Below are 20618 nucleotides of genomic sequence, written 5' to 3'. Positions count from 1 at the left end.
ACCCCGTAGCGCGCGTCTGACCCGGTGCCGTGAGGCCGGTCGTACGGCCCGGCCTGGAACAATGGGGATGGCTCACAGGGACGGCTCGCGGGGATGGGACCGTGCGGGAATCCACCGGGACGCGATGGTCCCAGGGGCGGAAGGGCCCTTCCGGCACTCGCTTCCTTGAGTGATCGCAGAATGGGCCCTCGCCGCCCGTTCGCCGCCGGGACCCCGTAGAGTCGTTCGGTCGGCCGGAAGGCGGTCGACGCCTAGTCCAGGCGCGCTCCATGCCACATCGGGGGCGCGCATTCTAATCAAGGAGAACACGTGGCACTCGAGAAGCCCGAGATCGACTTTCCGGAGGGCGACGCGCCGGCGGATCTCGAGATCGTTGACATCACCGTGGGAGACGGTGAGGAGGCCAAGGCGGGGCACATGGTGAACGTGCACTACGTCGGCGTCGCGTTCTCCACCGGTGAGGAGTTCGACGCGTCCTGGAACCGCGGAGACTCCTTCCAGTTCCCGCTCGGCGCCGGTCGCGTCATCGCCGGCTGGGACCAGGGTGTCGCGGGGATGCGCGTCGGCGGGCGTCGCCGGCTCACGATCCCGCCCCACCTCGGCTATGGCAACCGCGGGGCGGGCAACGCCATCAAGCCGGGTGAGACGCTGATCTTCGTGGTCGACCTCCTCGGCGTGAGCTGACCGCTCGCCCGCCAACCGGGGTCCCACCAGCCCTGACTCACGCCGTGGAAGCCTTCGGTCCCACCGGCTCGCACCGCACCGCGAGCCCTCCGGCCCGGCGGCTCCCACGGCGTCCCTCTGCGGGGGTTCGGCAAGGTTCGTGGCTTATCTCGGCTATATCGCGACCTGCGGGAGCGTCCCCTCGGCTGAACTGGCACGATGAGACCTGTGTTGCTCATCGACCTCGCGCGCACCTCGGCTGCCGTCGCGGCGGACTCCGCCCGGCTCGCCAAGATCCGGCATCTGGCCGAGTTGCTGAGCAGGGTCCAGCCGGAGGAAGCCGAGATCGCCGTCGCGTATCTCTCCGGTGAGCTTCCACAACGGCAGATCGGCGTCGGCTGGCGCGGCCTCCAAGATCTTCCCGACCCCCGCCAGATCGCCAGCGCCAGCCTCAGCGAGGTCGACGATCTCCTCAGCCGCATAAAGTCCCAGGTCGGGACGGGTTCCCAAGCAGCCAGGAAGCAACTGGTGGACCAGCTGTTCCGGTCGGTGACCCGCCAGGAGCAGTCGTTCCTTCTCCGCCTGCTAGGCGGCGAGCTTCGCCAGGGCGCGTTGAACGGGGTCATGATCGAGGCGGTCGCCAAGGCGGCGGGCACTCCCGCCGCCGAGGTGCGGCGTGCGCTTACGCTGCGCGGCTGGCTGCCCGCGGTGGGCGCCGCGGCTCTGACCGGCGGCGTCGAAGCCCTGCGCTCGTTCCACCTGGAGGTCGGCCGGCCCGTCTCCCCCATGCTCGCCCAGAGTGCCCCGAACGTGACGGCGGCCCTCGCGAAGCTGGGCGGCGGCCCCGCGGCCCTCGAGTGGAAGCTCGACGGCGTCCGCGTGCAGGCGCACCGCTCCGGCTCCGAGGTCAGGGTGTTCACGCGGACCCTGGACGACATCACGGCCCAGGTCCCGGAACTCGTCGAGGCCGTGCTCGCCCTACCCGGCGACGACCTGGTGCTCGACGGCGAGGTGATCGCTCTGCGGCCCGACGGCAGGCCCGAGCCCTTCCAGGTGACCGCGAGCCGGGTGGCCAGCAAGACCGATATCGCCCGGCTGCGCGAGACGACACCGTTGAGCGTGTTCTTCTTCGACGCGCTGCGCGCCGGCGGTGAGGACCTGCTCGACCTTCCCGACTACGAGCGGCACGCGGCGCTGGCGCGCGCCGTGCCGAGCGAGCTGCTGACACCACGCCTGGTCACCGCCGACCCCGAGGAGGGCATGTCCTTCTTCGCCGACGTCCTCAGGCAGGGGCACGAGGGCGTGGTGGTGAAGTCCCCCGCCACTCCGTACGCCGCCGGACGGCGAGGAGCGGGCTGGATCAAGGTGAAGCCCCGTCACACCCTCGATCTCGTCGTACTGGCCGCCGAGTGGGGGCACGGACGGCGCCAGGGCAAGCTGTCGAACCTGCACCTCGGCGCGAGGGACCCGCGGTCGGGCGACTTCGTGATGCTGGGCAAGACGTTCAAGGGCCTCACCGACGAGCTTCTGGCCTGGCAGACCGAGCGGTTCCTCGCGCTGGCCGAGGGCCCGAGCGACGAGTGGGTGGTCACGGTACGGCCCGAGATGGTGGTCGAGGTGGCCTTCGACGGGGTTCAGCGGTCCCCGCGCTACCCGGGCGGCGTGGCACTGAGGTTCGCCCGCGTACTGCGCTACCGCCCCGACAAGCGCCCCGAAGAGGCCGACACCGTGGACTCCGTCCGCGAACTCCTCTTCTGACCGACCCACCGTCGATCACCACCGCACCACCCTGCCTCACCCACGAACCGACCGGCCATCCTGACCCGGCCGTCGGCACTCGCCTCCGACCGTTCCCAGCACCGGCGAACCTGTCGGCCGCTCCCTCAGGCCTATCGATGCTCGCCCTTCCGCCATTTCGCCCTTTCGCACCGGTGGAGCGGCCGGCCACTCCCACCCGCCCAGGACCGGGCGAACGGCCTCACGGCCAACGGGCTTGACCACGTGTTCCGCGTCCAGATGGAAGTCGCCGGAGTCCTCCGCTCGCCGACCGAGGGACCGCTGCCGGGCAGCTGATCACGCAGGATGTGACTTGCGTCACTTTGCGTGGCCTTTGACTGCCTTTACTTGCTGTTTGTCCGTTATGGTGCTGGACATTGCGCAATGGGCGATTTGGCACCTAATGCGTAGATGGGACGACCAGCGGGCAGCCGGCTTGGTGACTCCCCCAAGCTCGTCCGCTCGCGCCGTCCCGTGTCCTTGCCCCCTATCTAGGACCGTGGTTCCCTTGGGCCTGCACGCCTCCCCCACCCGTTGGTACGAGAAGACAGCTCCCCTGCTCAAGGCCGGTGCCAGGCGGCACCTGCTCTCCGCCGTCGCCGTCACCGCCGTGGTCGCCGCCGCTTCCGCGAGCGCCTGGATCGTCGTGGACGACGGCGATGACGCCCTGGTGACCGCCGCCGCCGGTCTCGGCACGGCCCGTCGTACGATCACCACCGCACCTGTCGCGAACACCCCGAGCGACACCACAAGGGTCGTCGCGACCGACAGCACGACCGACACCGCGAGTGACGCGGTCAGCCCATGGGACCCCTTCGCTCCGGCGAACTCCTCGGGCTCCTCGGGTCCTGCTTCCCCCGCGACCCCGCCGGCCCCGCAGAGCGCGCCAGGACCGCTGTCCAGCCCGTCGGCCGACTCCCCCCGCGCGAAATCCTCGGAAGATCCCGCCGAGCCCCCGAAGGCGGCCAAACCGGCGAAGGCCGCGAAGAAGGCCACGGCCAAGACCAAGGTGATCTCGTCGGGCCGTTGCGGAGCCTCGTACTACGACGAGGGCCAGATGACGGCCAGCGGTGAGCGCTTCAACCCGAACGCGATGACGGCGGCCCACAAGACCCTCGCCATGGGCAGCAAGGTGCGCGTGACCAACCCCCGGAACGGCAGGACCGTGACCGTCCGCATCAACGACCGTGGCCCCTTCATCAGTGGCCGCTGCCTGGACCTGTCACGAGCCGCCTTCGACGCCATCGGCAGCCTCTCCACCGGCGCCATGACCGTGAAGTACGACGTACTGGCTCGCTAGAAGCCGCCTCCCCGGCGCACCAACGCACCCCAACTCACGACGTCGCGGACCAGCGGGGACCGGCGCACGTTGGAGTGGACCACCGCGGCCCGAGGCGGACCGGCGCACATCGGAATGGACCTGCGCGGCCCGAGGCGCACCGGCGCATCGGAATGGAGCTGCGCGGCCCGAGGGGGACCTGCGCGGACCGCGGTGGGTTACTTGATCGGGCGGAGGGTCAGCGGGTAGCGGAAGTGGGTGTCGCTGATCGCGGACACCGCGCCGGCGATGCCGAGCACGAACGCGGCGATCCACATGAACGGGATGAGGACGACGCCGATGACGGTGAAGGGCAACGCTATGGTGGCCCCCAGCAGGGTCAGGTGGAAGTTCAGCGACTCCACCGCATGCTGACGGATGTACGAGGAGGTTCTTCCGCCGGTCAGCAGCATGATCAGGGGGCCGACGAAGAACAGGCCGAAGAGCGGGAGCAGGTGCGCGGCGGCGGCGCCGAGCCGGTCGCCCCCCGTGAGCGGCGCCAGGTGGTGCGGCCCCATCTGGGGAAGCGGCTGCGGCGCGCGCGGCATGGGCCGCACCGGGTACAGATCGTGCATGATCGGCGCGAGATCGGCGTGGGTGCGCGCCGTCATCGCCAGGTGCACCCGCTCGTCGAACTCGTCCTTGTCGAGGCGGCCTTCCGTGTAGGCGACGGTGACGTGCTCGACCACCTGATCGCGATCTTGGTTGGTCACTCGAAGCTGGGGGTGAGGCGCTGGCCCCCACCCTCCGGTGGATGGTGTCGCCGAAGGTCTCACTGCCCCTGCCATCAGTGGCCGTACCTTTCCCTCGTAACCGGTCGTCCACCTCATTCTTGGAGTTACGGCGAGTCTGGTCTATCCGGAACAACCCCGACACGACCCCGATCTCGCCCCGAGGCGCCCATTTGTCGGCCGGTCCAGGTATACAAGGGATATGGGATGGCGGGATCGCTATGGAATTCGCCGGCTACGTGGCCGGAGTATCGTCAGGTTCGACCGTGAAGCCAACGACGGCGACATCGAGGCGTTGATCGCCTTCGCGAAGTCCCGCCGGGGAGTGGAGTTCTACGTCGAGCCGGAGACCTTCGCCACCGACACGACCGCCGTCGCCATCGCCCATGACGGCGAATGGACCCGCAGGAGGGTCGGCTCCCCCGCCGTCATCCTCAAGGTGGCGAGGAACCTCGCCCTTCCTGTCTATGACGTGCAGCTCACCGGCTATCCGGGCAGGATGCGCGCCTACAACGAGCGCCGCAAGAACAGCCCGGCGCAGGAGTAAGCCACTCCTTACCGCGCCCCGGCCATTCCCCGACACCGATTCAAGGGTTTCACCGCGCGCGCGACCCGGCATTCACCTTCACCGCATTCGGGCCTTCCCCGCGACCGAGCCTTTCCGGGAACGAGCCTCCCCTACGACGGAGCTCCCCTCGGACCGAACCTTCGGGCGGGAGACGGTGCTCCCCTCGGACCGAACCTTCCCCGGGACGGCGCTCCACACGGGCCGAACCTTCGGCGGGACGGAGTTTCCTTGGGGCCGCACCTTCGCCGCGGCCGAGCCGGGGATGGGCTCGGCTAGCGGCTGAGGACGGTGTGGTCGTCGAGGAGGCCGAGCATCGGATGGAGCCATTCCATCCGGGGCGGGCCCATGCTCGCGTCCAGCTCCTCCGGGCTCGGCATGCGGTGGCGGAGGATCTCGGGGCTGACGAGCTGCTGGAGACCCTGTGCCAGAAGGTTCGCCATGGAGTACGAGGGGTCGGCCGCGAGCGCCCGCTCGACGGCGATGCCCGCGAGCGCGCAGTCGCCGCGACGCCAGGCCGCGGCGCTCAGCAGCGACGCCACGGGCGGCACGAACGGCGGCTCCAGCCTGCGGGTGAGGTCGGCCCACAAGGCGACGTGGGTGTCCTGCGTGTCGTCTGCCATCAGGGTCCACGCCTCGTCGCGGATGCGGATCACCGCGAGGTCGACCCCGAGCCGGGCGGCCTCGTGGTCGGGCAACGGCCCCCGCGTGCCGAAGCCCTCGACCGATCGGCGCACCCGGGCCAGCCCCTCGGCGACGAACTCCCCGGGAACCTCCTCGGGCTTCGGCGTGCCGATGAGCCGCGAGCGCACGTCGGCGGCCACGAGCCGGGTCGCCTCGCGCATCCTCACCCGCGCCGCTCCCCTGGCCGGGGCCACCGACCGCTCCAGGCTCTCGCGGTCGGGCAGGGCCACCAGGCCTCCGAGCGTGGCCTGCGCCGCGACCTGGCCGGCCACCGGGTCGTACGGCCGGCCCTCGGGCGGGCAGCACCGGATCTGCTTGCAGACATATGACCAGTAACGCGCACCCTCGGCGCGGAGAGCCTCTATGACCTCGATGCCGGCGTCGCCGAGCAGCCGCACGGCCTCGTCGACCGCCGGAGTCACGAGCGCACCCTCGCCGAACCCGGCCAGGATCGTGTGGGTGACCTCCTCGCGCCTGAGCAGTGGCACCAGCCTTTCGATCGCTCCGGAGGGGAAGGGCAGATCCCACCGCGTGGTGACGCGCAGCCTGCCACGCGCGCCTCTGCCCGCGAAGGCGATGACGACGAGGCTGTCAGCGGGATGGAAGCCCAGGAGATAGGGCACGGCCCCGAGGATGTCGCCGGGGGAGGTGAGGAGAATCGGTGAGGACGTCATGAGCGCCAAGCCTCACGAATTCGCACCCGGCCGAAGGCGCCGAACGCGCTTCTGTGGAGACCGCGTCCAAGGACGTCCTATCGAATCGGAGCGCGCCGGCCGAGCCGTCCACCGCTTGAAAAGGAAGAACACGCCCGAGGACGCCCGTCAGCGCGGCACGAGGATATCCACAGGGCAGGCCCGCGCGTGACACGGTTCCCCTCGTCGATGAGGCGCCGCAGGCAGGCGTCAGTGGTCGGACGGGGCGGGGGCCGGGTGGTGGGGGGCGAGCCGCACGCGGACCATGATGGTGGCCCCGGCGACCGCGGCGGGCATGGCGAAGACGGCCCCGAAGGGGATCAGGAAGACGAGGAAGACCAGCACGCCGAACCCCAGGGCCGGTGACTTGTCCCCGCGGAGCAGGGCGAAGCGCTGCTTGCGCGAGAGGCCCCGGCGCTCCATGGCCAGCGTGGTCAGCTCCACGGTGAGGAAGAACCCCGAGACGGCGGCGCCCAGCACCGGCACCACGGTCTGCCCGACCACCGGCACGAACCCCAGGATGAACAGCGGGATGGTGAACATCAGCACGTACGCGAGGGTGATGAGGCTGTCGCGCACGGAGCGGACGATCGACCGCCAGATCGGGACGTCAGGGCCCGTGTGCGCCCCGCCCATGCTCTCCTCGACGCGCTCGGAGAGCTTCTCGTAGAAGGGATCGCCGATCACGAGAGTGGCTGCCGTGAAGGTGATGACGGCCAGCACGAGCCCGAGCCCGAAGACGACGACACCCAGCAGGATGCGCACGGTGTCGCGGACGCCCGCGCTCCAGCCGTCCGCGAACGGGGTGGCCCAGGCCGCGAGGTCGCCGGCGTAGGTGCCGAGCAGCACCAGCGCGACGATGTAGAGGGCCAGCGCGATGAGCGCGGGGATGAGCCCGAAGAGCCACTGACGCGGATGCCTGGCGACCCAGCCGAGCCCCTGGAAGAAGTATTTGATCCCGTCGGCGAAGCCACCGATCCCGCGGCGGATGGGCTGGCCCATGCTGTTCATGCCCGGCAGGCTAACGCCTTCCGTGAGGATCGTCGCAAGATCAGTGGAAAGATGCTTGTTTCCAGAGGGATGTCACGGGAACGCCCAGGTCGGCGAACAGGCGGCGGACCAGGGGCAACGAGATGCCGAGCACGTTGCCGTGGTCGCCCTCGATGCCGTCGACGAACCAGCCGCCGAGGCCGTCGAGCGTGAAGGCGCCCGCCACGCGCAGCGGCTCGCCGCTGGCGACGTAGGCGGCGATCTCCTCGTCGCTCGGCTCGCCGAAGCGCACCACCGTCGCCGCGACCTCCGCGGCCTCGGCGCCCGTGCCCGCGTCGATCACGCAGTGCCCGGTGAGGAGCCTGCCCGTACGGCCGCGCATCGACCGCCAGCGCTCCACGGCCTCCTCGGGAGAGCGGGGCTTGCCGTACGCCTGGCCGTCGAGCTCCAGGACCGAGTCGCAGCCGATGACGAGGCCCTCGGTGAGGACCTCCGCCACGACCGACGCCTTGGCGCGGGCCAGGACGAGGCAGAGCTCCGCGGGCGACTCGGCGGTCACGGCGTCCTCGTCGACACCGCTGACGACGACGGTGGGGTCGAGGCCCGCGCTGCGCAGGAGCGCGAGCCGGGCGGGCGAGGAGGAGGCGAGGACGATCTCGGTCATGTCATCCGAGCCTAGAGTAACCCGGCGACCGGTACGCCCCAGGGAGGGCTTCACGAATCTCGTCGAAGCGACCTGAGCACGGCCCGAAGCCTATGACCCGGGCACCATAGGAGGTCTACGGCCGACGCGCACCGTACAGCGCCCGGAGGTCTATGACCGGGGTTCTCCGTACCAGCGCCAGGTGGTCAGACGCGCGTGCCCGGAGAGCTCGGAGCGTCCCGTGGCCCACAGCAGGGTGGGCCAGGGGTCGGTCGTCAGCGGGGCGTCGGGGAACAGCCGGGCCAGCACCCGCGAGCACATGCCGGCCGGCGGGGCCCAGGCGAGCCCGAGCCCCTCGGCCAGGTCGTGGGTGTGCACGAGGGTCTCCACGATGCCCATCGCGGCGAAGCCCTCGGGGTCGGACGCTCCGTGGACGTGGTGGGCGCGGACCGCAGGCGGGGTCGTGCGCACCATGGCGACCAGGAGCGCGCCACTGGCCTCCAGCACCCGCAGCAGCCCGGCGGGCCCAGCCGCGCGGTCGGCGTGGATGGCGTTCGCGGGGCCTCCGGGCCTGCGAGCCTCCCACGCGAAGGGCACGAGGCCGTCCAGGGGCGGTGTCCTCGGGCCCAGCTGGGCGGCGTACGAGAAGAGGTCGTCGCTGAGGTGCTCGACGGTCTCCCAGCAGTCCCACTCCAGGGAGCCGGCCTTGCCGTCCCAGGCCGCGGGCGGTGCCTGCCGCAGGAGCCCGACGGCGAGCTGGACGGCCCGGTCGAGGTCGTCGGCGGTTACAGGAGACCGGGAGGCTGATGGAGGCATGGCAGGAACCATATCGCCGCCAATGGAACCCCGGTCCCGCCGATCCCGGCACGTGCACGGCCTCACCGGCCACCCGGGAAGACCGCCCTGAAGAGCGCGACCTCACCGGCTACCGGGGAAGACCGCCCTAGAGGGCGCGCACGCTGGACATCAGGGTGTTGATGTCGGCCCAGCGCTTCTTCTGGGCGTCGGGGATCGTGATGAACACCAGCGCCGGCTTGGCGGAGGGCACCTCGACCAGCGCGACCGCCGCGTTGGACACGTGCTTCCTCCCACCGGCCTCGTAGCTCACGCGGTACCCGAGCAGCCAGCCCTTCTGCTCGCCCGCCTTGATCGGCTGTGAGGCCGTCCAGGTGATCTCGGATCCCGCCGGGTGGTAGTTCAGGGTCCAGCGCGCCGCGAGGAAGGCGGTGTCCTTGAGGTCCTCCTGGACCGCGATCGGCACCGGGCAGGACGCCAGCAGGGCCCGGTGCCCGGCCCCCTTGGCCGCGGGAAGCGTGCGCCGGGTGGCGAACGGCGAGGACTTGGTGAGCTTCCACTCCTTGACGAAGCGCGCGAACGTGATGCCGGACCGCTTGTCCTTCACCCGCCCCTTCGTGGCGGCGCCGTGCCCGCGGAAGTCGGCGAGCTTCCGGTCGGCGGGCAGCGCGGGGACGCGCGGATCCGCCTGGGCCGTGACCAGCGCGCTGTTGCCGGACGTCGGCGTGGGCACAGGTGTGGGCACCGGCGACGCCGAGCCCTGCGCGGAGACCTCGGACGGCTCCGACGCCGACCCCGGAACCGACGGGACGGACAGCGCCGACCCGGAAGCGGACGGCTCCTCGGAGACCGACGGCACCGCGCCGGACGAGGAGGCGGGCAGCGTGGCCCGGGGCTCCGCCGCGGCCGGTCTCGCGGCCGTCGGCTCGCCCTTGCCCCAGCCGGTCACGAAGAAGACGACGGCCACCGCCACGACGGCGAGGCCGCCGGCGACTCCCCGGTAGATGACGCGCATCGGCAGGTCGCCCAGCCTTGCGAGCAAGGAGCGCTTGACGGGCGGTGGCGGTGGCGGAGGAGGCTCCTCGATCGTGATCTTCGGCAGCGGTGCGGTCTCCGCATCCGCTGTTACGTACGTTGGGACGGCCTTGGTCCCGTAGTTCCCACCCACCCCATTTGGCACGATCGGAGCGTACGGCAAAACCCCCATGCGCGTCTGAGTTCCCGATCACACTTCGGGAACGAGTGCCTACCGCATAGAGGTTTTGCGTACGCTCTGACCTCCGCTTTCGCCCGCCGGTCAAACGCCGTCACCCTGGCGGGACGGATTGCGCAGAGGCCCCCAACCGGCCGGGCGGTGGCCGCCCGCGCGCAGCCACGGCGCGTCGGCGACGACCGTGCGGGAGCCCGGTTCGATCTCGGTGAACCCGGCGTCGCGGACGACCGGAAGGCCGCTGTCCACCAGCGCCGCCCACCGGCGCGGCCCGGCCGTACGCACGGCGACCGGCAGCCCCTCGGCGTGCCACCCGGCACGGGTGGGCTCGTCGGTGCCCCACCAGGCGAGCTGGACCGCGTGACCGGCCTGGGCCATGGCCTTGCCCGCGGACATCTCGAGCGACGGGTTGAACCACAGCACCGCCGCGCCCGGCGGGGGCGGCTCCGGCGGCGCGGTGTCGGTCAGGTCGGTGCCCGAGACCTGGAGCCGCGACAGCTCCTTCGGCCAGGCGTCGAGCGGGATCGGCGGGTGCACGCGCACCTCGGCCGACCGCACCGCGACCGTGATGCCGGGCAGCTCCTGCACCCGGCGCCACTCGACGCCTCTCGCCCGGCGCACCACCTTCCTGATGCCGATGGTCTCCCATGCCTGCACGGGCTCGGTCCACTCACCGCCCGTGGTGCGCTCGTCGGTCAGCAGGGTGAGTACGGCGAGCGCCGCCGCCTCCAGGGCGTCGGTGCGCTCGGGCGGGGTGGCGCGCTCGATGCGGACGACGAGGGGAAGCACTCTCTGGTCTGGCTGGCTCACGCCCCAAGGATCTCAGCCTCGTCCTGGCGCCGGTCCGGCACGTCCGGCCTTCGGGACGCGCGGCCCACCCGCAGCGACATGACCGCGGCGAGGGCGCAGAGCAGACCGGCCCCGTACCAGGCCGCGTCGTAGTGGCCGAGGTGGTCGCGGGTGACCCCGGCCGCCACCGCCGCGACGGCCGCGCCGACCTGGTGGGAGGCGAACACCCAGCCGAACACCACCGCGCCGTCCCGGCCGTAGATCGTGCGGCACAGGGCCACGGTCGGCGGCACGGTGGCCACCCAGTCCAGGCCGTAGAAGATGATGAAGATCAGCATGCTGGGCTCGGCCGTCGCGGAGAACAGCACGGGCAGGATCAGCAGCGAGGCGCCGCGCAGCGCGTAGTAGGCGCCCAGCAGGATCCTCGGGTCGACCCGGTCGCTGAGCCAGCCGGAGAAGATGGTCCCGGCCACGTCGAAGACGCCGATGAGCGCCAGAAGGCCCGCCGCGGTGGTCTGTGGCATGCCGTGGTCGTGGGCCGCGGGGATGAAGTGGGTGCCCACCAGGCCGTTGGTGCTCGCGCCGCAGATGGCGAAGCCACCCGCGAGGAACCAGAACGACCGGGTGCGCGCCGCCGACCTCAGCACGGTCAGCGCCCGCGCGGCCGCCCCTCCCGTGCGCACGACGGGCGCCGCGCGGACCGCGCCCGGCTCGGCCCCGAGGGCGGTGAGGCCGACGTCCTCGGGGCGGTCGCGCAGCAGGAACCAGACCAGCGGCACGACCGTCAGCGCCGCCCCGGCGACCACCAGCGCGGCCACCCGCCATCCCGGCCCTTCGGCCATCCATGCCAGCAGGGGCAGGAATACGAGCTGGCCCGCCGCTCCACCGGCCGTCAGCACTCCGGTGACCACGCCCCGGTGCCGTACGAACCACCGGTCGGTGACCGTGGCGACGAAGACCAGCGCCATCGAGCCCGTGCCGAGGCCGACCAGCACGCCCCAGCACGCGACGAGCTGCCAGCTCGCGGTCATGAACACCGTCAGCCCACTTCCGAGGGCGACGAGCAGCAGCGCGGAGGCGACGACGCGGCGCATGCCGAGACGGTCCATCAGGGCCGCCGCGAACGGCGCGGTGAGGCCGTACAGCATGAGGTTCACCGAGACGGCGAGCGAGATGGTGCCCCGCGTCCAGCCGAACTCCTGCTCCAGCGGGGTGATGAGGACCCCCGGCGTGGCCCGGAACCCGGCCGCCCCCACAATCGCCACGAAAGCGACTCCCGCCACCACCCAGGCCCGGTGCGGTCGCCGCCTCCGCCTCACATCCATCGTCAACGCCATGCCGACAATGATGGATTTCGCACCTCAGACCGGGCGAGTGGCTTGATAGCCAATATGTGCAAGAATCCGGCCATGGTGCATCGCATCGCGGTCCTCGTGCTGGACGACTTCGCCACCCTCGACCTCGGGATCCCGGGACAGGTCTTCTGGATCGCCGAGGACGCCGCGGGCCGGCGGCTGTACGAGGTCGTGACCTGCACCCCCGGCGGGCGGCCCGTGCGCGGCTCGGCGGGGTTCAGCGTGGTCCCCGACCATGACCTGTCGATCCTCCGCACGGCCGACACCGTGGTGGTGCCGGGCATCCACGGCGGATCGCCGCTCACCGACGGCACGGTGGACGGTGAGGTCCGCGACGCGCTGCTTTCCGCGGCGTCGCGCTCCCGGCTGATGTCGATCTGCACGGGGGCGTTCGTGCTGGCTGCGGCGGGCCTTCTGGACGGCCGGCCGGCGACCACCCACTGGAGGAACGCCGCCCGGTTCCGGTCGCTGTTCCCCCGGGTGCTTCTCGACCCCGACGTGCTGTTCATCGACGACGGCGACCTGCTGACCTCGGCGGGGGTGGCCGCGGGCATCGACCTGTGCCTGCACGTCATCCGGCGCGACCACGGCAGCGAGGTGGCCAACCGGGTGGCGCGGCGCTGCGTCACCCCGCCCTGGCGCGAGGGCGGGCAGGCGCAGTTCATCGAGCGCCCCCTGCCCGAGCCCGGAGGCGCGACCACCGCCCCCACCAGGGCCTGGATGCTCGAACGGCTCGGGGATCGGCTCGACCTCGCCACCCAGGCCAGGCACGCGCGCATGAGCGTGCGCACGTTCACCCGGCGGTTCAGGGAGGAGACCGGGCTGAGCCCGGCCCGATGGCTCAGCCGCCAGCGCGTGGAGCGCGCGCGCCACCTGCTGGAGTCCACCGACCTGCCGGTGGACCAGGTGGCCGCCCTGTCGGGCTTCGGCACGGCCGTGTCGCTGCGCCAGCACCTTCACGCGACGGTGGGCGTGGCGCCGCTGACCTACCGCCACACCTTCAAGTCCTAGAGGAACTGCGAGAGCTGGCTTCCGGTGTTCGACAGCATCATCCAGAAGGCGTGGGCGGCCGACACCAGCGTCACGTGGTGGTGCCATCCCCTGAACGACCTTCCCTCGAAGTCGCGGAGCCCGAGATGGTGGGTCACCCCCGCGCGCTCCCTGGCCACCCGCTCGGCGGTCTGGGCGACGCGCAGCAGCGCCCCCGGCGGAAGCTGGGTGATGTTCGACAGCCAGACCGAGGCCGAGCGCTGTTCGGGCACGGTCCACGCGCCCAGCAGGGTGAGGGTCGGCTCCCCCGCCTCGGCCGTGGACGAGCGGAAAGGGGTGTGCACCCGGGCGCTCACGGCGAACGCGGGGCGGGAGGCCGAGACGGCGCCGTTCACGGCCCGGGGCGCCTCGACGATGCGGCTGACGTCGCGCAGCGCGTCGATCAGCTGGCCGGCCTGGATGCGGCGTCCCATGCCGAGCGGGATCCTCGGGTCGGACGGGCTCACGGGGATCGAGTCGTGCACCCGGAGCACGAACGGAATGCCCCGCTCGGAGAACTCGAAGATCATGCGTCCGATGTCGATCTCCCTGGCGTCCATCACCACCGGGCGCTGCCTGAGCCCCCAGGCACTGGCGATGCCGGCCACCACCTCGGCGGCGCACTCCTCGACGCTGAGGCTCACCTCGTCGTCGGGGATGCCGGCGCGCCGGCGCCGGCCGGGGTCGCCGGTCCAGCTCTCGGGCAGGATGAGCCGCCAGTCGATCGGGCAGGCCTCCTGCTCGGACGCGAGCCAGACGCCCACGACCTGCTGGCAGTTGGCCAGGCGGCCGAGCTTCCTGACGAACCTGCGCTCGACGCCGACCGAGTGGTCCCCCGACTTGGGGATCACCAGCGGCTCCACGACCAGCGCGATCGGCCGGATGACCTGCTCCAGGTAGCCGGCCAGAGTGCGCCTGACCGTCATCCATCCCCAGGGCGACTGGCTGATGAACTGCTGCAGGCTCTGCTCGACGGCCGGCCCGCTCTCCAGCGACGCGATCCCCCGCATCGTCTTGCGCCCCTCGATCGACAGGAGCCCACGGAGATACAGTCGTGCCCAGCGACGCTGGTCGCGCCGCTTCAGCGACGAGAACATCATGCCGCAGAACCGGGCGAAGAACTCCGATGAGACTTTCTCCTGCTCGGAGGAGACTGAGCTGACGCCCACGGGCGACCCCCTCCAGTCCGCGCCCCGAGAGTTCCGGTGAGGCGCACACCCCGCTGGGTGCCAAGAAAAACCATACCGCCCGTGCGGTTTTTTTGCGTCAGTCCTGGATTACTTTGTCAGATGAATGCGGCGGGAGATCTCCGCGAGGGACGGGACGGAGCCAGAGGGTCGCGAGGGGCGGCAGGACGAGGGACGCGCTCGCTTCGCAGCAGTGCCAGGGGGTGCCCGTCGCCTCGACCACGCCGAGGTTCCCGACCCCGCTGCCGCCGTACGGCTCGGCGTCGGTGTTGAGCACCTCGGCCCACCTGCCGGCGAACGGCAGGCCGATGCGGAAGTCCGGCCTGATGACCGGCGAGAAGTTGCAGACGCAGGCCATCAGCGTGCCGTCGGCGTCGTACCGCAGGAAGGCCAGGACGTTCTCCTCTGCGGCGTCCGGGGCGATCCACCTGAACCCCTCGGGCGATGAGTCGAGCCGCCACAGGGCCGGAAGGCCGAGGTAGGCGGTGTTGAGGTCGCGGACCAGGTCGCGGACCCCGCCGTCGGCCGCGTCCCAGCGCAGGCCCCGCGCGGGGCACCACTCCTCCTCCTGCGCGAACTCCTGCCCCATGAACAGCAGCTGCTTGCCGGGGTGGGCCCACATGAAGCCGAGGAAGGCCCTGACGTTGGCCAGGCGCTGCCAGTGGTCGCCCGGCATCCGGGCGGGCAGCGGCCCGGTGTCGTGGGAGACCGGCAGGATGTAGTGCTCGGAGTAGGCGTAGACCATGGGGAAGGTGATCTCCCCGTGGTGGTACTTGCGGTAGATCGGATCCCTCGCCAGGTAGCCCAAGGTGTCGTGCGTCCAGCCGGTGTTCCACTTGAAGTGGAAGCCGAAGCTGCCGGGGTCGGTGAGCGCCGTCATGCCGTCCCACGCGCTCGACTCCTCGGCGACGGTGACCACCCCCGCGCCGGCACGGGCCACTGCGGAGCTCACCTCGCGCAGGAACGAGGCGGCGTCGGGATCGCTCCCGAGACCCTCGCCCGGCCGGTGGAGCATCGAGGCGACCCCGGCGATCCTGAGCCCGTCGATGTGGAACTCGGTGCACCAGAAGACCGCGTTGGCCAGCAGGAAGGCGCGCACCTCCGGCCTGCCGTAGTCGAAGGCCGAGGACTCCCCCGCCTCGTACAGCGGCCCGCCGTCGAAGCGGGTGAGGCCCCACTCCTCGCCGGCGAAGCGCTGCGGGGTCCAGCCGAGGATCACACCCACGCCCGCCTGGTGCAGGCTGTCGACCAGGTGCCGGAAGTCGTCGGGCCCGCCGTACCGCGCGGTGGGCGCGTAGAAGGCGGTGCTCAGGTGTTCGTCGGACGCGTGCTCGGCGAGGGGCAGCAGCTCGACGTGGGTGAAGCCGAGGCCCGCCACGTACGCGGGCAGCACCTCGGCGAGCTCGCGGTAGGTCAGGCCGGGCCGCCAGGAGCCGAGATGGACCTCGTAGAGGCTCATCGGCTCCTCGTGGGGCACCCCGGACCCCCTGCGTGCCAGCCACCGGGAGTCGCCCCACTCGTGAGCGGGGGTGAACACCACAGAGGCGGTGGCGGGCGGGCACTCGGACGCCGAGGCGAGCGGGTCGGCCTTCTGCCGCCACTCGCCGTCGTGCCCGAGGATCTCGTACTTGTAGCGGCAGCCGTCGCCGACTCCGGGGACGAGCAGCTCCCAGACGCCGGAGGCGCCGGTCCAGCTCATGCGGTGCCCCGCGCCCCGCCAGCCGTTGAAGTCGCCGACCACCCGGACCTCGCGGGCGTTGGGCGCCCACACCGCGAAGGCGGTGCCCACGGCCGTGGTGTGCGCCCCGAGTGCCTGCCAGAGCCGTTCGTGGCGGCCCTTACCGTTGCGGCCCAGTTGGAAGTCGCCTGTCTTACGAGAAGGGAAACCCGGATCGCCGAAGAGTGAACCACGACTCCTGAGAATGAAATTCACGATTTCATCTCTCCCGCGTTCCAGATCAGAGTGTTAACCCCAGCGATTGGTGCTCGTTAGATTACTCGGGGAGATGTCCGACCCCTACCCATTCGTGGCTACTCAGTCAAGTCCGGCAGTCAAGCCACCCTGTGCGACCATCGGAGCACGTCACCGGGGTTCACCAGGCAGGCGCCCCTCGGCACGCGCGCGTCGCTCCAGATCTCGAGCCGGGGGAAGACGCTCACCCCGTGCAGCCGCACTCCGGCGTGCACGCTCACCTCGTCCCCGAGCGCGCAGAACCCTTCGAGCACCGCCGCCTCCCTGATCTCCACCGCGGCCCCGAGCACGGTGTCGGCGAGGCGGGCGCGGGGCCCGATGATGCCGTGCTCCCCGCAGGCCACGCCGTGCAGCGTGGCGCCCTCCCCGATGTCCACACCGTCTGCCACGTCGGAGTCGGCCAGCACGACCCCCGGCCCGATCTCCACGTCCCTTCCGACGCGGACGTTCGGCCCGATCAGCACGTCGCCGTCCCGTATCTTCTCGGCCAGCGAGCGGCCCGAGACCTCGTCCTTGAGGTTGAGGCTGCTGTCGTGGATGCGCACACCGCGCGCGTGGCTGCGGAACGGGCGCATCCGCGCGCTGAGGGCCGGGTACTCGTCACGCAGGACCTCCCGCATGGTGCGCAGGAAGTCCTCGGGACTGCCGAGGTCACCGAACCGCGCGATCGGGTGGGAGGCCACGCGGCTCCCGGAGGAGATGAGGTAGGGCAGCAGGTCCCGGCCCCAGTCGAGGCGCCGGCGGCTCAGCTCGGCCAGGGCGGGCCGGCGGGCGGCCATCCGCAGCGCGTCGCAGTCGACGAGGTACATCCCGGCGTTGGTCTCCAGCTCGCCCCCGTGCGCCAGGCGCTCGGCCAGCTCCCTGCCGGGCTTCTCGGCGAACCTGGTGACCATGCCGTCGCCGCCGCCGCTGACCAGCACGCCGTACTTGCCCGCCGCCTCGGCCGGGGAGCGTGGCACGGTCGCGACGGTGACGGCGGCGCCGGAGGCCCGGTGCCGCCTGACCATCGCGGCCAGGTCGAAGTCGAAGATGGAGTCGGTCGGGAAGATCAGCGCGAGGCCGTTCAGATCCCAGTGGTCGAGGCAGCGCAGCGTCGCCTGCCCCGAGCCGGTGTTGTCGTGGTCGAACCGCGGCCTCGAATAGCGCACCGAGACGCCGAGACGCGCGCCGTCGCCGAGGATGTCCTTGGTCTGGCACCGGTTCTCGCTGCCGTTGGCCGCCACCCGGAAGTCGGTGACGCCCTGGGCGCGCAGCAGTTCGACCGCCCACTCGACAAGGCTGCGCCCCGCCAGCCGCATGGCGGCCTTGCTCCGCACGTGGTCGGGAGTGGTGAGGGTGAGCGGGCGGGCCCTGATGCCCTTGCCGCCGGCGAGCGCGATGCCGCGCACGCTCTCCGCGGGCACGCCCGCTCCCCTGGCCACCACGGGCACTCTCGTCGCGGCGTCTTCCCGGGGCGCGCCCTCGCCACCCGCCCCGGCGCCCGTCATGGGCGCCTTCCTCGCGCCGTCCTCGACCGGTGCTCTCATGCGGCACCGTCGAGCACAGCGTCGTTTATCTTCTGGTAGCCGCTGACCAGCGAGTGCGCGGGATGGGCGGTGACGAAGATCTGCTCTCCCGCGAGCTGCGCCATCTCCGGCACGTACGGAAGGACCGCGGTGACCGGGGAGCCGTAGGCCGTCTCCGCCTTCAGCACCAGGCCGTCCCCGAGCGTCACGTCCGGCACCATGTTCACCACCACGGCGCGCCGCGTGCAGCCGAGCCTGTCGGCCAGCGCGACGCTCTCGGCGGCGCCCGCGAGGTCGAGCCGGTCCGCCCTGGTGACGAGGACCAGCGCGTCCGAGCAGGCCACCGCCATGACGGTCTCGGTGTTGATGCCCGTGTGGGTGTCCAGGATCAGCACGTCCAGGTCGAAGGCGCCGACGAGCCGGGTGAACCCCTCGTTCAGCAGCCCCACGTCGTAGCCGTTGGCCGTGATCTCGTTGATGGCCGAGACGCTGGTCCTGGCCGGCACGATGAACGGCCCGTCCTCCGGCGCCCGCATGACCGCGTCCTCGATCTCGCAGCGGCCCACCAGGTAGTCGGCGAGCGAGCACTTGGCGGGGCTGCGCAGGAACCCGAACATCGTGTCCACGGCCGGCGACTGGATGTCGGCGTCCACGAGCGCCACCCGGCGGCCCTCGGCCGCGAGGAGCAGCGCCATGTTCGCCGCCATGCTGGACTTGCCGGTGCCTCCCCGGTAGGAGTGCATCGTGATGACCCGTGCCATCAGATCCCCATCCGGTGGACGGCCATCATCGTGATGTCGTCCGACTGTTCCGCCGCGCCGACGAACCCGTTCAGCGCGTCGTCCACCCGTTGCAGCAGGTCGGCCCCGGAACCGGTGCCGTCGCAAACCAGGTCGAGCATTCGTTCCTCCCCGAAGAACTTCCGGTCAGGCGCGCGTGCCTCGGTCACGCCGTCGGTGTAGATGAAGAGCACGTCACCGGGATCCAGGTGGGTGTGGCCGAGCGAGAACGTCGAGTCGCACAGGACGCCGACCGCCGGGCCCGTCGGTTCGAGGATGACCGGATCGCCGCCGCCGGCCCGGACCAGCACGGGCGGGTTGTGCCCCCCGTTGACGTACACGAGGCTGCCCGTCGCCGGGTCCAGCACCGCGAAGAACATGGTCGCGAAGTAGCCCTGCCTGAGGTGGTTGCGCGTGAGGTAGTCGTTGGTCCCGACGACGGCGTTCAGCAGCGGGGTCGCGCCGACGACGGGCACCGCGCGCACCTCGTCCCCCGCCATCAGGTCGACGGCGCTCAGGCCCTGGCTCCCGCTCTGCTCGGCGGTGTGCCTGAGCAGGCTGCGGATCAGGGCCATGAACAGCGCGGCTCCGACCCCCTTGTCGCACACGTCCGCCACCACCAGGCCGATGCGGCGGCGGTTGACCAGCTCGAACACGTCGTAGAAGTCTCCCGCGACCGTACGGGCCGGGCGGTACCGCACGTCGATGCCCCATCCCTCGGGCGTCGGCAGCGACTCCGGCAGGAAGCCCAGCTGGATCTCCCTGCCGATCTCCAGCTCGCGCTCGTAGCGGTGCAGGTCGGCCTGGGTCTCGATCTGCCGGAGCGTGCGCCCGAGCTCGGCCCGCACGTAGCAGCTGTGCAGCCGCGTGCGGACCAGCGAGGTCAGGAAGGGCGGCACCAGGTAGTCCAGCCCGCCGCGGATGTGGCGTTCGAGCGCCCCGAAGTCGTTCTCGGTGAACGCCAGCATCACCGGGTGCCGCCCCTCGTCGTCCAGCCGCCTCGCGACGGCCCTGACGATGTTCGGCGGCACCTCGGCCGAGACCAGCAGGACATCCAGGGGCGGCACCCGCTCGCCGGCGAGCACGTCCGCGGGCGAGCGGATCTGGACGTGGGTCCCGGCCTCCTCCAGCGCCTGCCGCAGTCGCGGCGGCAGCTCAAGGCTGTCGTCCAGGACCATTACACCGGTCTGCGTCATGTCGCTCCATCCCTACGGATCCGCAGCGTGCTGATGTTGCGTCCGGCCACCCGTTCGTAGGTGAAGCCGTCCAGGGCGGTCAGCGCCAGGTAGACCCCGAGGCCGCCTATCCGGCGCTGCGCGACCGGCACGTCCTGCTCGGGGGTCTGGAGCCCGTCCCGGGGATCGAAGGGCTGGGCGTCGTCCTCGAACCTGAGCCAGACCGACTCCTCCTCGACGCCCCCTTCGACCCCGAGCTCACCCTTGGTGTCCCGGTAGCCGTGGACGACGATGTTGGTCGCCAGCTCGTCCGCCGCCAGCCTCAGCCGGTGGGCGCGGGTGGCGGGCAGTCCCGCGCGCTCGGCGAGCGCGTGGACGTAACCCGCCACCTCGTCGAGTGCTTCGAGCGACGCGGGGATCCGGGGCACCGGAACCTCACGAACTGGTCATCTCGAAGCTACGGTCGAGCCCGGCCATCCGGATGACCCGGAGGACGGGCTCGGTCGCGCCGGTTATGACGATCACGATGTCGTCGCCCAGCTTCTGCCGCGCGAACACCAGGGCGCGCAGCCCCGCGCTCGCGATGTAGGTCAGGTCCGCCGCCTGGATGACCAGGCGTCCGGCGCCCGTGGCGGCGGCGTCGTCGATCGCTTCGTGGAAGTCGGGCGCGGTCGAGGCGTCGAGCTCGCCGGCGAGGTGGATGGTCGCGATGTCCGCGTCCGTGCTGAGGGTTGCGGTGAAAGCCACTGCGGTCCTCCTG

The 20618-nt window shown here is 71.4% G+C and carries 20 protein-coding genes; 5 read left to right on the top strand and 15 right to left on the bottom strand.

The window, feature by feature from the left end:
• Positions 1-309 precede the first annotated feature (309 nt).
• From OG589_RS02280 to OG589_RS02270, 3 genes are all read left to right on the top strand, one after another.
• Positions 310-684 (top strand): FKBP-type peptidyl-prolyl cis-trans isomerase, encoded by a 375-nt coding sequence (locus OG589_RS02280; protein WP_358556935.1) that lies wholly within the window; start codon positions 310-312, stop codon positions 682-684.
• A 198-nt stretch (positions 685-882) separates the two neighbouring features.
• Positions 883-2421 carry an ATP-dependent DNA ligase gene (locus tag OG589_RS02275; RefSeq protein WP_405145687.1) on the top strand — a complete coding sequence of 513 codons (1539 nt, stop codon included), beginning with the start codon at positions 883-885 and terminating at the stop codon, positions 2419-2421.
• Positions 2422-2947: 526 nt separating this feature from the next.
• Positions 2948-3739, top strand: a complete 792-nt coding sequence (locus OG589_RS02270; protein ID WP_405145685.1) for a septal ring lytic transglycosylase RlpA family protein — start codon at positions 2948-2950, stop codon at positions 3737-3739.
• A gap of 197 nt (positions 3740-3936) precedes the next feature.
• On the opposite strand, the gene OG589_RS02265 is transcribed toward OG589_RS02270, so the two are convergent.
• A complete protein-coding gene (locus tag OG589_RS02265) occupies positions 3937-4470 on the bottom strand; it encodes a DUF1707 and DUF4870 domain-containing protein (RefSeq protein WP_405145684.1) in 534 nt (177 codons plus the stop codon).
• Between the two features lie 220 nt (positions 4471-4690).
• On the opposite strand from OG589_RS02265, the gene OG589_RS02260 reads away from it, so the two are divergent.
• Positions 4691-5035: a hypothetical protein gene (locus OG589_RS02260; protein WP_405145682.1), complete on the top strand. Its 345-nt coding sequence runs from the start codon at positions 4691-4693 to the stop codon at positions 5033-5035.
• Between the two features lie 293 nt (positions 5036-5328).
• On the opposite strand, the gene OG589_RS02255 is transcribed toward OG589_RS02260, so the two are convergent.
• The 7 genes from OG589_RS02255 to OG589_RS02225 all read right to left on the bottom strand — a co-directional run bounded on the left by OG589_RS02255 (position 5329) and on the right by OG589_RS02225 (position 12193).
• Complete coding sequence (locus OG589_RS02255) at positions 5329-6411, bottom strand: DUF4192 domain-containing protein (RefSeq protein ID WP_405145680.1); 1083 nt, start codon at positions 6409-6411, stop codon at positions 5329-5331.
• A gap of 228 nt (positions 6412-6639) precedes the next feature.
• Positions 6640-7440 carry an EI24 domain-containing protein gene (locus OG589_RS02250; RefSeq protein WP_405145678.1) on the bottom strand — a complete coding sequence of 267 codons (801 nt, stop codon included), beginning with the start codon at positions 7438-7440 and terminating at the stop codon, positions 6640-6642.
• 40 nt (positions 7441-7480) lie between these two features.
• On the bottom strand, positions 7481-8083 hold the full coding sequence (locus OG589_RS02245; RefSeq protein ID WP_405145677.1) for a Maf family protein: 603 nt from the start codon (positions 8081-8083) through the stop codon (positions 7481-7483).
• A 150-nt stretch (positions 8084-8233) separates the two neighbouring features.
• Positions 8234-8878 carry a hypothetical protein gene (locus OG589_RS02240; protein ID WP_405145676.1) on the bottom strand — a complete coding sequence of 215 codons (645 nt, stop codon included), beginning with the start codon at positions 8876-8878 and terminating at the stop codon, positions 8234-8236.
• 127 nt (positions 8879-9005) lie between these two features.
• Positions 9006-10037: a hypothetical protein gene (locus OG589_RS02235; protein ID WP_405145674.1), complete on the bottom strand. Its 1032-nt coding sequence runs from the start codon at positions 10035-10037 to the stop codon at positions 9006-9008.
• Between the two features lie 117 nt (positions 10038-10154).
• Positions 10155-10877, bottom strand: a complete 723-nt coding sequence (locus tag OG589_RS02230; protein WP_405145673.1) for a peptidyl-tRNA hydrolase — start codon at positions 10875-10877, stop codon at positions 10155-10157.
• Positions 10874-12193: an MFS transporter gene (locus tag OG589_RS02225; RefSeq protein WP_405145671.1), complete on the bottom strand. Its 1320-nt coding sequence runs from the start codon at positions 12191-12193 to the stop codon at positions 10874-10876. Before OG589_RS02225 ends, OG589_RS02230 begins: the two co-directional genes overlap by 4 nt.
• A gap of 72 nt (positions 12194-12265) precedes the next feature.
• Here OG589_RS02225 and OG589_RS02220 point away from each other — a divergent pair, with 72 nt between their 5' ends.
• A complete protein-coding gene (locus OG589_RS02220; protein ID WP_405145669.1) occupies positions 12266-13222 on the top strand; it encodes a GlxA family transcriptional regulator in 957 nt (318 codons plus the stop codon).
• On the opposite strand, the gene OG589_RS02215 is transcribed toward OG589_RS02220, so the two are convergent.
• The 7 genes from OG589_RS02215 to OG589_RS02185 all read right to left on the bottom strand — a co-directional run bounded on the left by OG589_RS02215 (position 13219) and on the right by OG589_RS02185 (position 20605).
• Complete coding sequence (locus OG589_RS02215) at positions 13219-14409, bottom strand: IS701 family transposase (RefSeq protein ID WP_405145667.1); 1191 nt, start codon at positions 14407-14409, stop codon at positions 13219-13221. The two genes, OG589_RS02220 and OG589_RS02215, sit on opposite strands and share 4 nt — an antisense overlap.
• A 97-nt stretch (positions 14410-14506) precedes the next feature.
• Positions 14507-16360, bottom strand: coding sequence for a 1,4-alpha-glucan branching enzyme (gene glgB, locus OG589_RS02210; protein ID WP_405145663.1), 1854 nt, complete (start codon positions 16358-16360; stop codon positions 14507-14509).
• 119 nt (positions 16361-16479) lie between these two features.
• Positions 16480-17925, bottom strand: a complete 1446-nt coding sequence (locus tag OG589_RS02205; RefSeq protein ID WP_405145661.1) for a sugar phosphate nucleotidyltransferase — start codon at positions 17923-17925, stop codon at positions 16480-16482.
• Positions 17922-18665 carry an AAA family ATPase gene (locus tag OG589_RS02200; RefSeq protein ID WP_405145659.1) on the bottom strand — a complete coding sequence of 248 codons (744 nt, stop codon included), beginning with the start codon at positions 18663-18665 and terminating at the stop codon, positions 17922-17924. Before OG589_RS02200 ends, OG589_RS02205 begins: the two co-directional genes overlap by 4 nt.
• The gene (locus OG589_RS02195) at positions 18665-19879 is read right to left on the bottom strand and encodes a PP2C family protein-serine/threonine phosphatase (RefSeq protein ID WP_405145657.1); all 1215 of its coding nucleotides are present in this window, start codon (positions 19877-19879) and stop codon (positions 18665-18667) included. The genes OG589_RS02200 and OG589_RS02195 overlap by 1 nt, the downstream gene beginning before the upstream one ends.
• Complete coding sequence (locus tag OG589_RS02190) at positions 19876-20286, bottom strand: ATP-binding protein (RefSeq protein WP_405145655.1); 411 nt, start codon at positions 20284-20286, stop codon at positions 19876-19878. The genes OG589_RS02195 and OG589_RS02190 overlap by 4 nt, the downstream gene beginning before the upstream one ends.
• 7 nt (positions 20287-20293) lie before the next feature.
• The gene (locus tag OG589_RS02185) at positions 20294-20605 is read right to left on the bottom strand and encodes an STAS domain-containing protein (protein WP_405145653.1); all 312 of its coding nucleotides are present in this window, start codon (positions 20603-20605) and stop codon (positions 20294-20296) included.
• Positions 20606-20618 lie beyond the last annotated feature (13 nt).

The organism is Sphaerisporangium sp. NBC_01403 (assembly GCF_045040145.1).
GTDB classification, from domain to species: Bacteria; Actinomycetota; Actinomycetes; order Streptosporangiales; family Streptosporangiaceae; genus Sphaerisporangium; species Sphaerisporangium viridialbum.
Note: the sequence above shows the minus strand (reverse complement) of the source record. Positions and strands in the feature narration are given on the sequence as shown.

Excerpts from the sequence above, each read along its gene's own strand:
- OG589_RS02275 (WP_405145687.1), top strand. The coding sequence starts at position 883 with ATGAGACCTGTGTTGCTCATCGACCTCGCGCGCACCTCGGCTGCCGTC.
- OG589_RS02260 (WP_405145682.1), top strand. The coding sequence starts at position 4,691 with ATGGGATGGCGGGATCGCTATGGAATTCGCCGGCTACGTGGCCGGAGT.
- OG589_RS02255 (WP_405145680.1), bottom strand. The coding sequence starts at position 6,411 with ATGACGTCCTCACCGATTCTCCTCACCTCCCCCGGCGACATCCTCGGG.
- OG589_RS02250 (WP_405145678.1), bottom strand. The coding sequence starts at position 7,440 with ATGAACAGCATGGGCCAGCCCATCCGCCGCGGGATCGGTGGCTTCGCC.
- OG589_RS02245 (WP_405145677.1), bottom strand. The coding sequence starts at position 8,083 with ATGACCGAGATCGTCCTCGCCTCCTCCTCGCCCGCCCGGCTCGCGCTC.
- OG589_RS02240 (WP_405145676.1), bottom strand. The coding sequence starts at position 8,878 with ATGCCTCCATCAGCCTCCCGGTCTCCTGTAACCGCCGACGACCTCGAC.
- OG589_RS02225 (WP_405145671.1), bottom strand. The coding sequence starts at position 12,193 with ATGGCGTTGACGATGGATGTGAGGCGGAGGCGGCGACCGCACCGGGCC.
- OG589_RS02220 (WP_405145669.1), top strand. The coding sequence starts at position 12,266 with ATGGTGCATCGCATCGCGGTCCTCGTGCTGGACGACTTCGCCACCCTC.
- OG589_RS02205 (WP_405145661.1), bottom strand. The coding sequence starts at position 17,925 with ATGAGAGCACCGGTCGAGGACGGCGCGAGGAAGGCGCCCATGACGGGC.
- OG589_RS02200 (WP_405145659.1), bottom strand. The coding sequence starts at position 18,665 with ATGGCACGGGTCATCACGATGCACTCCTACCGGGGAGGCACCGGCAAG.
- OG589_RS02195 (WP_405145657.1), bottom strand. The coding sequence starts at position 19,879 with ATGACGCAGACCGGTGTAATGGTCCTGGACGACAGCCTTGAGCTGCCG.